Annotated in this window: 13 protein-coding genes and 2 rRNA genes; 12 read left to right on the top strand and 3 right to left on the bottom strand. The window is 64.3% G+C overall.

From position 1 onward, the window contains the following. Window positions 1-111: ribosomal RNA gene (locus tag FVD38_RS26090) — 16S ribosomal RNA — on the bottom strand; the annotation flags it as partial. Window positions 112-429: 318 nt separating this feature from the next. Beyond that, window positions 430-1344, bottom strand: coding sequence for a LysR family transcriptional regulator (locus tag FVD38_RS26085; protein ID WP_147937459.1), 915 nt, complete (start codon window positions 1342-1344; stop codon window positions 430-432). A 98-nt stretch (window positions 1345-1442) separates the two neighbouring features. On the opposite strand from FVD38_RS26085, the gene FVD38_RS26080 reads away from it, so the two are divergent. Further along, window positions 1443-2330, top strand: coding sequence for an aldo/keto reductase family oxidoreductase (locus FVD38_RS26080; RefSeq protein WP_147937458.1), 888 nt, complete (start codon window positions 1443-1445; stop codon window positions 2328-2330). 86 nt (window positions 2331-2416) lie between these two features. Here the strand turns inward: FVD38_RS26080 and rrf are convergent. After that, window positions 2417-2529: ribosomal RNA gene (rrf, locus tag FVD38_RS26075) — 5S ribosomal RNA — on the bottom strand. Window positions 2530-2733: 204 nt separating this feature from the next. On the opposite strand from rrf, the gene FVD38_RS26070 reads away from it, so the two are divergent. The 11 genes from FVD38_RS26070 (at window position 2734) to FVD38_RS26020 (ending at window position 12675) form a co-directional block, all read left to right on the top strand. Further along, window positions 2734-4236 carry a B12-binding domain-containing radical SAM protein gene (locus tag FVD38_RS26070; protein ID WP_147937457.1) on the top strand — a complete coding sequence of 501 codons (1503 nt, stop codon included), beginning with the start codon at window positions 2734-2736 and terminating at the stop codon, window positions 4234-4236. 63 nt (window positions 4237-4299) lie between these two features. Continuing rightward, window positions 4300-5433, top strand: a complete 1134-nt coding sequence (locus FVD38_RS26065; RefSeq protein ID WP_147937456.1) for an MlaE family ABC transporter permease — start codon at window positions 4300-4302, stop codon at window positions 5431-5433. Then, window positions 5434-6291 carry an ABC transporter ATP-binding protein gene (locus FVD38_RS26060; protein ID WP_123068610.1) on the top strand — a complete coding sequence of 286 codons (858 nt, stop codon included), beginning with the start codon at window positions 5434-5436 and terminating at the stop codon, window positions 6289-6291. It begins immediately after the preceding gene. 2 nt (window positions 6292-6293) lie between these two features. After that, entirely contained in the window at window positions 6294-7241 is a 948-nt protein-coding gene (locus FVD38_RS26055; RefSeq protein ID WP_147937455.1) for an MlaD family protein, read from the top strand. A gap of 8 nt (window positions 7242-7249) precedes the next feature. Further along, entirely contained in the window at window positions 7250-7870 is a 621-nt protein-coding gene (locus tag FVD38_RS26050) for an ABC-type transport auxiliary lipoprotein family protein (protein WP_308617240.1), read from the top strand. Continuing rightward, window positions 7867-9012 (top strand): VanZ family protein, encoded by a 1146-nt coding sequence (locus FVD38_RS26045; RefSeq protein ID WP_123068607.1) that lies wholly within the window; start codon window positions 7867-7869, stop codon window positions 9010-9012. The genes FVD38_RS26050 and FVD38_RS26045 overlap by 4 nt, the downstream gene beginning before the upstream one ends. Before the next feature lie 58 nt (window positions 9013-9070). Further along, the gene (locus tag FVD38_RS26040; protein ID WP_187271718.1) at window positions 9071-9406 is read left to right on the top strand and encodes a (2Fe-2S) ferredoxin domain-containing protein; all 336 of its coding nucleotides are present in this window, start codon (window positions 9071-9073) and stop codon (window positions 9404-9406) included. A 16-nt stretch (window positions 9407-9422) separates the two neighbouring features. After that, window positions 9423-10052: an alpha/beta hydrolase gene (locus tag FVD38_RS26035; RefSeq protein ID WP_123068605.1), complete on the top strand. Its 630-nt coding sequence runs from the start codon at window positions 9423-9425 to the stop codon at window positions 10050-10052. Window positions 10053-10160: 108 nt separating this feature from the next. Next, window positions 10161-11306 (top strand): D-alanyl-D-alanine carboxypeptidase family protein, encoded by a 1146-nt coding sequence (locus FVD38_RS26030; protein ID WP_123068604.1) that lies wholly within the window; start codon window positions 10161-10163, stop codon window positions 11304-11306. 132 nt (window positions 11307-11438) lie between these two features. Beyond that, on the top strand, window positions 11439-12362 hold the full coding sequence (locus FVD38_RS26025; protein WP_147937453.1) for an aldo/keto reductase: 924 nt from the start codon (window positions 11439-11441) through the stop codon (window positions 12360-12362). A 1-nt stretch (window position 12363) separates the two neighbouring features. Further along, window positions 12364-12675: a metal-sensitive transcriptional regulator gene (locus tag FVD38_RS26020; protein ID WP_123068602.1), complete on the top strand. Its 312-nt coding sequence runs from the start codon at window positions 12364-12366 to the stop codon at window positions 12673-12675. Window positions 12676-12873 lie beyond the last annotated feature (198 nt).

Genomic DNA, 12873 nt, shown 5'->3' with positions numbered 1-12873 from the left:
CTCACCCGTTCGCCACTCGTCAGCGGAGCAAGCTCCCTGTTACCGTTCGACTTGCATGTGTAAAGCATGCCGCCAGCGTTCAATCTGAGCCAGGATCAAACTCTTCAGTTCAATCTCTGTTTGTTGACTCTTTCGAGTCACCCTGCATTGCTGCAGGGGTCGCTCACTCAAAATACTGACCGCTATCTCATTGCTGAGACAACGTATTTCTTTTTTGTGAACATTTGATAATTTAAGTAATCAAGAACCGAAGTTCTTGGCACCTTCATCAAACGCCCACACTTATCGACTGTTAATTTTTAAAGAACGCGGCTCCCGCCGAGGGTTCGGTACTGCATCATCTGCTGTTTGCGTCGAATCGTTTTGTTCGTCAGCAGCAGAGGAATGAGATTATGCTCGTCCTGCTGAGCTTCGTCAACACCTTATTTTTCAGTTTTGTGACGAAACCGCGTCGTTACGGATGAAGTCGATGAAGGCCCGCAGCGGCGCCGGCACCAGCCGCCTACCCGAGTAGTACAGATAAGGGCCAGAGAACTGCGGCCACCATGGCTGCAGCACCGGCTCCAGCTCCCCGCGCTCGACATATGGCTTCAACCAATCCTCGAACAAATAGATCACCCCCAATCCCTGCACGGCGGAGTCGATCGCCAGGTCCAGCGCCCCACCCACCTGCACCAGCAACTGCCCGCTCGGCTCGATGGTCACCGTCTCGCCGCCCCGCTCGAACACCCAATCGATCATCGCGCCACTGGCAAAGCGCGCCCGGATACATGCGCCGGGCGCCAGCTCGCGTGGATGCCCGGGCATCCCATGGCGGGCCAGCCACGCGGGAGACGCCGCGGCCGCCATGCGCTGGGTGCGCGGACCGATCGGCACTGCAATCATGTCCTGCTCCAGCCGCTCCTCGTAGCGGATGCCGGCGTCGCAGCCGGCCGCGAGCACGTCGACGAAGCTCTCCTCGGCCACGACTTCCAGGCGAATCTCTGGATACCTGGCAAGAAACGCCGGTACGATGGCCGGCAGCACCAGCCGCGCCGCACTCATCGAGACATTCAAGCGCAAGGTGCCGGTGGGCGTATCGCGAAAGCCATTGACCACGTCGAGGGCGCTGTCGATCTCGCTCCACACCGGATCCAGGCGCGCCAACAGGCTGCTGCCGGCCTCCGTCGGTACAACGCTGCGCGTCGTTCGATTCAGCAGGCGCACGCCCAGCCGCGCCTCGAGGCGCCGGACCGCTTCGCTCAATCCGGAAGCGCTGCCGTCGGTTGCGCGCGCAGCCTCCCGGAAGCCGCCGGCGCGCGCAACCGCGACGAAGGCGGATAGATCCCCCAGTTCAATTTTCATTGTTCGTTTTTTCGTACAGCCCGTGTGGATTTCACCCGATTGTCACACAGATCGCCGCGACTTATCTTGATCGCGCCAACCCAACAAGGAGTGACACCATGTCCACCACGATCGATCAAGCCGGCACCTACACACTCGGCAACCGCACAGTCCGCCGCCTCGGCTACGGTGCCATGCAACTGGCTGGCCCACATGTCTACGGCCCTCCGAAAGACGCCGATGCCGCGCGGGCGGTGCTGCGCGAAGCCGTGGAACTCGGCGTCAACCACATCGACACGTCGGATTACTATGGCCCGCACATCACCAACCAGCTGATCCGCGAAGCGCTTCACCCCTACCGCGATGACCTGACGATCGTTACCAAGGTCGGCGCACGCCGCGGCGATGACGCCAGCTGGCTGCCCGCCTTCTCGGCCCAGGAACTCGAACTAGCCGTGCACGACAACCTGCGCAACCTGGGCCTGGAGACACTGGACGTAGTTAACCTGCGCGCCATGTTCGATCCGCTCAAGCCGGCGGAAGGTTCGCTCGCAGCCCAGCTCGAGGCCCTGGCCGGGCTGCGCCAGCGCGGCCTGATCCGCCTTATCGGCCTGAGCAACGTTTCGATCCAGCAAGTCAGGGAGGCGCAGCGGATCGTGCCGATCGCTTGCGTCCAGAACATGTACAACCTGGCGCACCGCCATGACGACCCACTCATCGATGCGCTGGCTGCCGAAGGCATCGCCTACGTGCCGTTTTTCCCGCTCGGCGGCTTCTCGCCCCTGCAGTCGGATGCCCTGTCGGCCGTCGCGGCGCAGCTCGGCGCGACGCCCATGCAGGTAGCGATTGCCTGGCTGCTGCAGCGTTCGCCGAACATCCTCCTGATCCCGGGCACCTCCTCGCTCCTCCACCTGCGCGAAAACCTGGCGGCGGCGCAGCTGGTGCTGTCGGCGGATATCCTGGCGCGACTGGAAGCGATCGCCGCTCCCGCAGCATCGGCGTCGTAAGGTCCTGGCGCTAGGCAAGACCAGAAACAAGGCCAGAAAACAAAAAAGCCCACCAGACATCTGGTGGGCTTTCTCTCTATTGAATAGCCTGACGATAAACTACTTTCACACTGGTTGCAGCACTATCATCGTCGCAATGTCGTTTCACGGTCCTGTTCGGGATGGGAAGGGGTGGTACCGACTTGCTATGGTCATCAGGCATAACTTGCTGGAAAACTGTTCCTCTACTGGGCAACAGGCTTCCTGAATTCCGGCGAGCATTCTAACAAGCAATCCTGCCAAGCGCCAGCGTTATTGGCCGCCACACCACAGAAACACACCAGAGAGACGCTTCTATATAAAGGCAAGTGCTTGTGATCAAAGTAAAATACCGCCTTTCCCGCCGCCCCTCCTGCTCCCCGCCATGACGATCCTGCTCTCGACCCTCAACGCCCGCTACACGCACGCCTCGCTCGGCCTGCGCTACCTGCTGGCCAATATGGGCCCGCTGCAAGAGCAGACGAAAATCCAGGAATTCGTCATCGGCGCCAAAACCACCGACCTGGTCGAGCGTATCCTGGCGCACGCGCCGCGTATCGTCGGTTTCGGCGTCTATATCTGGAACGTGGAAGAGACCACCCGCCTGGTGGCCATGCTCAAGCGCGTGGCGCCGCATCTGACCATCATCCTGGGCGGCCCGGAAGTCTCGCACGAGACGGGCGAGCAGGAAATCGTCAAGCTGGCCGACTACGTCGTCACCGGCTGGGGCGACGTCACCTTCCCCAAGCTGTGCCGCGAGATCCTGGACGGCCCCAAGCCGATCATGAAGGTGCATGCGGGCGTGCAGCCGCCGATGGAAGACATCGCCCTGCCCTACTCCTTATATAGCGAAGAAGACATCGCCCACCGCACCTTATATGTGGAAGCCTCGCGCGGCTGCCCGTTCAAGTGCGAATTCTGCCTGTCCTCGCTGGACAAGACGGCCTGGCCCTTCCCCCTGGATACCTTCCTGGCCGAGATGGAGACGATGTATCAGAAAGGCGCGCGCCTGTTCAAGTTCGTCGACCGCACCTTCAACCTGAACGTCAAGACCAGCCTGCGCATCATGCAGTTCTTCCTCGACAAGATCGAGGCGGCGCCGAACGACCCGGTCTACGCCCACTTCGAGCTGGTACCCGACCACCTGCCGGAAGCGCTCAAGGAGACCATCGTCAAATTCCCGGCCGGCGCGCTGCAGTTCGAGATCGGCATCCAGAGCTTCAACCCCGAGGTGCAATCCCTCGTCAGCCGCCGCCAGAACAATGAAAAAGCGGCCGAGAACATCCGCTGGCTGACGCAGCACTCCACCGCACACCTGCACGTGGACCTGATCGCCGGCCTGCCGGGCGAGGACGTGGCCAGCTTCGCGCGCGGCTTCGACCACCTGGTGAGCCTGGGCGCCGAAGAGATCCAGTTCGGCATCCTCAAGCGCCTGCGCGGCACGCCGATCATCCGCCATACCCAGGAATTCGGCATGGTCTACGATCCCTACCCGCCCTATACCGTGCTGGCGACGAACAAGATCGACTTCGCCACCATGCAGCGCCTGGTGCGTTTTGCGCGCTACTGGGACCTGGTGGCCAACTCGGGCCGCTTCGCCAACACCATCCCGGTGCTGCTGGGCGAGACGCCGTTCGACAACTTCATGGCCTTCTCTGACTGGATCTATGCCCATACCGACGCCACCCATCGCATCGCGCTGGACCGCCTGGCCAAGCTGGTGGCCCAGTGGCTGCAGAGGTGCGGCATGGATGCCGGTGAGGCGGCGGTGCTGCTGGCCAGCGACTATGCCGGCAAGGTCGACGCCCCGCCCCGCCCCGTGAAGCAGCCGGCGGATACGCCAAAAGCGGTGACGCCGGCGCGCCAGGTCCGCCATCTGGCCGCGTGACCGGGCAAGCACGCAAGAGGATCGTGGCTGGCAACACTAACGATTCTCTTTTACACTGGCGCAATGCGGATTGAAAATGCGCCAACATTAACCATTCAACAGTCCGGCCAGGGAGCCGGCCAATCCGTCATTGCCGAGGGGGTCTGGCAAGTCCACGGCCTGTCGCAGCGCGGCGTCCTCAAAGGCATCACGCGCCAGCTGGCCGGCCTGAAGGACAAGGGCGCCTGCGAATGGGACCTGTCGGGCGTCGAAAGCCTCGACCACATCGGCGCCCAGATGTTCTGGAACACCTGGAACAAGAAGCGTCCCAAGCGCCTCAAGCTCGACCCGCGCCAGGAAGACCTGTTCAAGCGCATCGAAGAGGCCAGCCACATCAAGCTGCCGCGCCACCGCACCAGTCCCTTCGACTGGGTAATCAAGCTGGGCGCCGGCATCCTGAATTTCTTCGAGCACCTGCGCAGCTTCATTGGCCTGATCGGCATCGTGATCCAGGACCTGGGCCGCTTCCTGCGCCGTCCGCAAAGCGGGCCGTGGCGCGAGATCTCGGCCAATATCTATCATTCCGGCTTCCAGGCGCTGGGCATCACGGCCATCGTCGGCTTCCTGATCGGGATCGTGCTGTCCTACCTGTCGTCGCAGCAGCTGCGCATGTTCGGCGGCGACGCATATCTCGTTAACATCCTCGGCATGGCGGTGATCCGCGAACTGGGCCCGCTGCTGGCCGCGATCCTGGTCGCCGGCCGCTCAGGTTCCTCGATCACCGCCCAGCTGGGCGTGATGCGGGTGACCGAAGAACTCGACGCCATGCTGGTCATGGGCGTCTCGCACGGTTACCGCCTGATCATGCCCAAGGTGATCGCGCTGGCGATCTCGATGCCGCTGCTGGTGGTCTGGACCGACGCCATGGCCCTATTGGGCGGCATGGTCTCGGCCAAGATCGAGATGGGCATGTCGTTCCGCTACTTCCTGCAAAAGCTGCCGGACGCGGTGCCCTTCGTGAACTACACCATTGGCCTGCTCAAAGGCGCGACCTTCGGCGTGCTGATCGCCCTGATCGCCTGCCATTACGGCCTGCGCATCAAGCCCAACACCGAAAGCCTGGGCCGCGGCACCACCACCTCGGTGGTCACCGCGATCACGGTGGTGATCCTGGCCGATGCGGTGTACGCCATCATCTTCAGCGGTACGGGTTTCTAGATGCCGGATTCCAAACAACCCCGCAAGCAAGAGCTGAACCTGCGCCCCGACGAGGAAGTCGGCGCGCCGGTGGTCCAGATCCGCAACCTGTGGACCAAATTCGGCCGCACGGTGGTGCACCAGGACCTGAACCTCGAGATCTACAGCGGCGAGATCCTCACCATCGTCGGCGGCTCGGGCACCGGCAAGACCGTGCTGCTGCGCCAGATGCTGGGCCTCGAGCGGCCATCGCAGGGCAGCGTGCACGTGTTCGGCGAGGACATCAGCGCGGCCTCGCCCGAACAGCTACAGCGCATGCGCAACCACTGGGGCATGCTGTTCCAGCAGGGCGCGCTGTACTCGGCGCTGAGCGTGTTCGACAACATCGCGCTGCCGATGCGCGAATTGCGCTCCCTGCCCGAGGACGTGATCCGCGACGCCGTGCTGCTCAAGATGAATATGGTGGGCCTGGGCCCCGAGCACGCCAACAAGATGCCGGCCGACCTGTCGGGCGGGATGGTCAAGCGCGCCGCGCTGGCGCGTGCGCTGGCCCTCGAGCCGCAGTTGCTGTTCCTGGACGAGCCGACGGCCGGGCTCGACCCCGACCTGTCGGACGCCTTCGTCACCCTGATCCAGACCCTGCACCGCGAGCTGAAGCTCACGGTGGTGATGGTCACGCACGACCTGGATACCCTGTTCGCGCTGTCTTCGCGCATCGCGGTGCTGGCCGAAAAGCACGTGCTGGCGGTGGGACCGTCGTGCGACGTGCTGCAGGTCGAGCATCCCTTCATCACACACTTTTTCCTGGGCCCGCGCGGCCAGCGGGCGCTCGAAGTGCTCGACGAACGCCACGCCCAGCATGAATCGGAGAATCGATAGTTATGGAAAACAGGTCACATGCCCTGATGACCGGCATCTTCACGATCGCGCTGCTGGTGGCGACCGTCCTGATCGGCCTCTGGTTCAACCGCGACAAGACCGAGCTGGTGCCCTACGAGATCGTCACCACCCAGTCGATCCCCGGCCTGAACCCGCAAGCCACGGTGCGCTACCGCGGCCTGGAGATCGGCCGCGTCGACGAGATCATCTTCGACCCGCGCGTCACCGGCCAGATCCTGATCCGCCTGTCGGTCGATGCCGCCTCGCCGATCACCAGCACCACCTTCGCCACCCTCGGCTACCAGGGCGTGACCGGGATCGCCTTCATCCAGCTCGACGACGAGCGCACCGGTTCGCCGCGCATGGCGACCGGCAGCGATCGCATCGCCCGCATCCCGCTGCGTCCGGGCCTGCTCGACCAGCTGGAAGACCGCGGCCTGGCGATCCTCGAGAAAGCCGAGAAAGTGACCGCGAGCCTCGACGAGCTGCTGAGCGACGACAACCGCGCCAAGATGGTCGGCGCCTTCGAGAGCGTCGACCGCGCCGCCGACGCCTACGCCGCCATTCCACAGCGCCTCGATCCTGTGCTCGACCAGCTGCCCGGCCTTGTCAACAAGGTCAACCGCAGCATGGACTCGGTCGACACCCTGGCCACCAGCGCCACCTCGATGACCCGCAACTATGACCAGCTGGCGACCCGCCTGCAGGCGCCGGACGGCCCGATCGAGCGCCTGAACACCACCATCGGCGCGCTCGGCGCCGCCACCAGCCACCTGGAACTGGAGACCCTGCCGCATGTGGTGCAGATGACCGACGAGGCGCGTGCCTCGCTGCGCGCGGTGCGGCGCACCGCCAACTCGTTCTCCGATCGCCCGCAGAGCATCCTGTTCGGCACCCCGGGCGACGCGCCCGGCCCCGGCGAGCCGGGCTACGCGCCACCGACCAAATGAGGACCACAGTGAATCGTCAACCCCTTCGCTTTTCCGCTGCCGTCGCTATCGCTTGTTCCCTGCTGTTGGCCGGCTGCGCCAGCAAGGAACGCACGTCGAATACGATTTTCGACTTCGGCCCCGTGGCGCCTGCCATGCAGGCGGCGGCTGCGCCAAAACCTGCCGCTATCGTGGTGATGGACGTCACCGGCCCGGCCACCCTCGATACAGAGCGCATGTTCTACCGCCTGAACTACGCCGATGCCCAGCAGGCCCGCACCTACGCCAACAGCCGCTGGAGCGCGACCCCGGTCAGCCTGGTCACCCAGCGCATCAAGGCGCGCCTGGCGCAGTCGGGCATGAAGGTGCTGTCGGCCACCGACGCCGCCACCGGCGTGCCGATCCTGCGCATCGAGATCGACGATTTCGTGCACGCCTTTGCCAGCGCCGGCCAGAGTGAAGGCCAGATCATGCTGCGCGCCTCGGTATTCCAGGAACACCGCCTGGTCGACCAGCGCAGCTTCCACCGCAATGCGCCCGCGCCGAGCCAGGACGCCGCCGGCGGCGTGGCGGCGCTGGCCACCGGCACCGACCAGGTGGCGGCCGACCTCCTGGCCTGGCTGGCGTCGCTGGACACCCAAGGCAAATGACCGAAGCGGAAGTCCCGGCAGACGTCGCCGCCGGCCGCTCGCGCGGCTCGCCCATCGTGCGCGCCGCGCTGCTGGCCTATCTGCTCCTGATCGTCTACGCCAGCTGGTTCCCGTTCACCGGCTGGCGCGACAGCGGCATCTCGCCGCTGGCCTTCCTGAACCTGGTCAAGCAGCGCTACTGGACCGGCTTCGACGCCGGCGTCAACATCGCCGGCTACATCCCGTTCGGCATGCTGCTGGTGCTGTCGATGTATCCGCGCGTGCGCGGCGTGTGGGCGGTGCTGCTGGCCACGCTCGCCGGCCTGCTCACCACCGGCACGATGGAGGCGGTGCAGACCTACCTGCCCAGCCGCGTCCCGTCGAACCTCGACTTCGTCACCAATGCCGGCGGCTGCTTCATCGGCGCCATCCTCGGCGCGCTGTGGGCCCCAGGCCTGCTCGACCGCAGCCGCCTGTTCAAGCTGCGCCAGCGCTGGTTCGCGCCGCACGCCAGCCAGGGCCTGGTGCTGGTGGCCATGTGGCCGCTGGCCCAGATCTACCCGCAGAGCTATCTGTTCGGCCACGGCCAGGTGCTGCCGATCCTGTCCGGCTGGATGTCGTCCTGGTTCGACACCGAGATCGACCTGGTGGCCCTGCTGCGTCCCGGCGGCGACACCATGAGCGTGGAACAGTACTGGCTGTCGGAGACCATCATCACCGCCTGCGGCATGACCGGCGCCGCCCTCACCCTGATGTGCCTGGTGCGCCGCGGCGCCCCGCGCTTCTGGCTCATGCTGGCCCTGCTGGCGAGCGCACTGGTCGTGAAAGCGTTCTCCAGCTCCCTGCTGTTCAGGCCCGATAACGCCTTCGTCTGGGTCACGCCGGGCGCCGAAGGCGGCTTCCTGATCGGCCTGATCATGCTGTCTGGCCTGGTGTTCGCGCCGCAGGTGGCGCAGCGCCGGCTGGCGGTCGTGACCCTGATCCTGGCGCTGGTGGTGGTCAATACGATCCCGGTGAACCCGTATTTCTCGTCCACCCTGCAGGGCTGGGTGCAAGGCAAGTTCCTCAACTTCAATGGCGCGGCCCAGGGGCTGGCGCTGGCCTGGCCCTTCGTTGCTCTGTGGTTCTTGCTGCTGCCCTCGCATAAACTCAATCGGCAATAAGAGCTTGTATGATGGCGCTTTGGCGCGACGCCATGCCACTCTTTCCAATGAGAACGACATGAACGATCAAGTGAATGACGAGCAGTTTTACAAGCATCATGTATTTTTCTGCATGAACATCCGCGAGGGCAAGGACGCGCGCCCGAGCTGCGGCAAGTGCGGTTCCGAAAAAGCGCAGAAGCATGCCAAGAAACGCATCAAGGAACTGGACCTGAGCGGCCAGGGCAAGGTGCGCATCAACCAGGCCGGCTGCCTCGACCGCTGCGAGGAAGGCCCGGTGCTCGTGGTCTACCCCGAAGGCACCTGGTACACCTACGTCGACACCGATGACATCGACGACATCATCGACACCCACCTGGTCGGCGGCAAGGTCGTCGACCGCCTCAAGATCTGATCCGACAAGACGCTCTATGAACATCCATTCGCACAAATTCGAACTCGACGGCCCCGCCGGCAAGATGCAATGCCTGCTCGACCTGCCTGACGGCGCGCCGCGTGGCGTCGCCCTGGTGGCGCACCCGCATCCGCTGTATGGCGGCACCATGGAAAACAAGGTTGCCCAGACGCTGGCGCGCACCTTCGTGACGCTCGGCTATGCGGCGGCGCGCTTCAATTTCCGCGGCGTGGGCGAATCCGAAGGCGTGCACGACGAAGGCCGGGGCGAGGTCGACGACATGGCCGTCATGTATGCGCATATGCGCGAACAATATCCGGACCTGCCGATCACGCTGACCGGTTTCTCGTTCGGCACCTTCGTGCAGGCGCAGTTCGCGCTGCGCCTGGCGGCCGAGGGGCGGCCGGCCGAGCGCCTGGTGCTGGTTGGCACGGCGGCCGGCAAATGGCCGATGCCTGAAGTGCCGCAAGACACCATCCTGATTCACGGCGAACTGGACGACACTATTACCCTGAAGGAAGTTTTCGACTGGGCGCGACCGCTCGACCTGCCTGTCACCGTCATTACAGGCGCCGACCACTTCTTCCATCGCAAGCTCGGCCACATTAAAAATCTCGTGATTCAACTGTGGCGGCGTGACATTTAGTCGTCACAGTCCCCTATAATAATTCCCTTCTCTTGAGGCAATGCTTCCTTCGGGACATTGCCTTGCGCTTTAACACCGCCCTACCTTTTTAATGACGAAATTCTCCCCATGAAAAAACTGTTAGCGGCCTTCGCCGCCAGCCTGGTGATGGTCTCGGCCAGTGCGCAAACCGTGCCCGCGCCCGCCATCGCCGCCAAATCGTGGTTGCTGCTCGACGCGACGAGCGGCCAGGTCATCGCCTCGCAAGAACAGAATATGCGCATCGAACCGGCATCGCTGACCAAGGTCATGACGGCCTACGTCGCCTTTGTCGCGATCCGCGACAAGCGCATCAGCCTGAACCAGATGGTGAACGTGTCCGAGCGTGCCTGGAAGGTCGACTCCAGCAGCTCGAAGATGTTCATCGATCCGCGCGTGCCGGTCTCGATCGACGACCTGCTGCATGGCCTGATGATCCAGTCGGGTAACGACGCTGCCGTGGCCATCGCCGAAGCGGTGGCGGGCGACGAAGCCACCTTCGTCACCCTGATGAACCGCGAAGCGCAGCGCATGGGCCTGAAGGGCACCCGTTTCGCCAACCCGCACGGCCTGCCGGACGCGAACAACTACTCGACCGCGGCCGACCTGGCGCAGCTGGCCGCCCACGTGATCCGCGACTTCCCGGAGCTGTACAAGATCGACTCGATCAAGCAGTTCACCTATAACAAGATCACCCAGCAGAACCGTAACCGCCTGCTGTGGCTGGACCCGACCGTGGACGGCATGAAGACCGGCCACACCAACTCCTCGGGCTACAGCATGATCACCTCGGCGCGCCGTCCGAACGGCAGCACCGGCGAACGCCGTCTGATCTCGGTGGTGCTGGGCACCAGCTCGACCGACGTGCGCACGCAGGAAAGCCAGAAGCTCCTGAACTGGGGCTTCCAGAACTTCGACACCGTCAAGCTGTACTCGAAAGGCCAGGCGATCCAGACCCCATCGATCTGGAAGGGCGCGCAATCGACCGTCAAGATCGGCTTCACGCGCGACATCCTGGTGACCGTGCCGAAAGGCGTGGCGGGCAAGCTCAAGCCGGTGCTGGAACGCCGCGATCCGCTGGTCGCGCCGCTGGCGCTGAACGGCCAGGTCGGCACCCTCAAGATGACCGTGGACGGCAAGCCGCTGCTGGTGCTGCCGGTGGTGGCGCTGGAAGAAGTGCAGGAAGCGAGCATTTTTGGTCGCGCCTGGGATTCGATGCGTCTGTGGATGCAGTAATCTCCCGCGCTTGATCCCAGAAAGCCCGTCCGCGCGTCACGCCGGACGGGCTTTTTTCATGCGCGGCGGCTGACGCGGTGCGGGCTTCGGCCCGCTATAATCATGCTATCCAGTCATCACGAAAGAACTCCGATGCCGCAAGCGCCCGCCGAACTCCTCTTCCCCCGCATTCCGACGCGCGAGGGCGGCCTCGAACTGTCGCGCATCGTGGCCGGCATGTGGCGCATGGTCGAATGGGATATGCCGGTGGCGGCGCGGGTCGAGTTCATCGAACAGTGCCTGGCGCTGGGCGTGACAACCTTCGACCACGCCGACATCTATGGCAACTACGGCGTCGAGGAGCTGTTCGGCGAAGCCCTGCGCGCGCAACCGTCGCTGCGCGACCGCATGGAACTGGTCAGCAAATGCGGCATCAAGCTTTTATCGGACAAGCATCCCGGCCACACGATCCAGCATTACGACACCAGCGCCAGCCACATCATGCGCTCGGCCGAGGAGTCGCTGCGCAAGCTGGGCACCGACCGCCTCGACCTGCTGCTGATCCACCGTCCGGATCCGCTGATGGAATTCGACGAGATCGCCGCGGCCTTCACGCGCCTGAAGCAGGACGGCAAGGTCCTGCACTTCGGCGTGTCGAACTTCACGCGCCACCAGTTCGAGTCGCTGAATCGCCGCATACCGCTGGCCACCAACCAGGTCGAGTTCTCTCCGCTGCACACCGCGCCGATGTTCGACGAGACCTTCGACGGCCTGCAAGACCTGGGCGTCGCGCCGATGATCTGGTCGCCACTGGGCGGCGGCCGCCTGTTCGGCGCGCAGGATGAACACGGCGCCGCGCTGCGCCAGGCCATCCAGGACGTGGCCGAGCGCATGGACAAGCCGTTCTGCAGCGTGGTGTTCGCGTGGATCATGCGCCTGCCCTGCCGGCCGATCCCGCTCACCGGCAGCGGACGCATCGCGGCGATCCGCGAGGCAGTACTGGGCGCCAGCTTCGAGCTCGAACGCGAGGACTGGTTCCGCATCCTGCGCGCCGCGCGCGGACACGAGGTGGCCTGAGATGGTCGAGGGCCCGCTCCGGATCGTCGAGGGCAAGGCCCTCAGCGCGCAGCAAAAAAAGGACTTGCTGAACCGGCTGGCCCGGATCGAAGGCCAGCTGCGCGGCGTGCAGAAACTGATCGCGCTGGCCGACTCGCCGTCGGACTGCGACGCCGTCGCACAGCAGATGGCGGCGGCGCGCAAGGCGCTCGACCGCTCGTTCGTGCAACTGCTGACTTCATCGATCCTGACCCAGACCGGCGACGCCACCGACCTCGAAGACGCGCGCGCCCGCGCCGCCCACCTGGCAGCGATGCTGGACAAGTTCGCTTGAACAAACAGCGTAAAAACGTCGTTCCCGCGGAGGCGGGAACCTAAGTTAGTCTGCGTAGTCGATAGATCGAGCGCAGCGTCGTCGCGAGCACACTTGGGTTCCCGCCTCCGCGCACTGCTGTCCGGGATAATTTGAGGGGAAATTGCTGGAAGGGTTGCAGGGACTGGTTTACCGGCGTATACCGGAGTCGCCAAACTT

It is taken from the genome of Massilia arenae, from assembly GCF_008014745.1.
In the GTDB taxonomy this organism is placed as follows: domain Bacteria; phylum Pseudomonadota; class Gammaproteobacteria; order Burkholderiales; family Burkholderiaceae_D; genus Telluria; species Telluria arenae.
This window is presented reverse-complemented; position numbering and strand designations above follow the sequence as displayed.

What these genes read in the sequence shown, in the direction of transcription:
- FVD38_RS26085 (WP_147937459.1), bottom strand. Translation starts at nt 1,344, where the DNA reads ATGAAAATTGAACTGGGGGATCTATCCGCCTTCGTCGCGGTTGCGCGC.
- FVD38_RS26080 (WP_147937458.1), top strand. Translation starts at nt 1,443, where the DNA reads ATGTCCACCACGATCGATCAAGCCGGCACCTACACACTCGGCAACCGC.
- FVD38_RS26060 (WP_123068610.1), top strand. Translation starts at nt 5,434, where the DNA reads ATGCCGGATTCCAAACAACCCCGCAAGCAAGAGCTGAACCTGCGCCCC.
- FVD38_RS26055 (WP_147937455.1), top strand. Translation starts at nt 6,294, where the DNA reads ATGGAAAACAGGTCACATGCCCTGATGACCGGCATCTTCACGATCGCG.
- FVD38_RS26040 (WP_187271718.1), top strand. Translation starts at nt 9,071, where the DNA reads ATGAACGATCAAGTGAATGACGAGCAGTTTTACAAGCATCATGTATTT.
- FVD38_RS26020 (WP_123068602.1), top strand. Translation starts at nt 12,364, where the DNA reads ATGGTCGAGGGCCCGCTCCGGATCGTCGAGGGCAAGGCCCTCAGCGCG.
- FVD38_RS26035 (WP_123068605.1), top strand. Translation starts at nt 9,423, where the DNA reads ATGAACATCCATTCGCACAAATTCGAACTCGACGGCCCCGCCGGCAAG.
- FVD38_RS26030 (WP_123068604.1), top strand. Translation starts at nt 10,161, where the DNA reads ATGAAAAAACTGTTAGCGGCCTTCGCCGCCAGCCTGGTGATGGTCTCG.
- FVD38_RS26070 (WP_147937457.1), top strand. Translation starts at nt 2,734, where the DNA reads ATGACGATCCTGCTCTCGACCCTCAACGCCCGCTACACGCACGCCTCG.
- FVD38_RS26025 (WP_147937453.1), top strand. Translation starts at nt 11,439, where the DNA reads ATGCCGCAAGCGCCCGCCGAACTCCTCTTCCCCCGCATTCCGACGCGC.
- FVD38_RS26045 (WP_123068607.1), top strand. Translation starts at nt 7,867, where the DNA reads ATGACCGAAGCGGAAGTCCCGGCAGACGTCGCCGCCGGCCGCTCGCGC.
- FVD38_RS26065 (WP_147937456.1), top strand. Translation starts at nt 4,300, where the DNA reads ATGCGGATTGAAAATGCGCCAACATTAACCATTCAACAGTCCGGCCAG.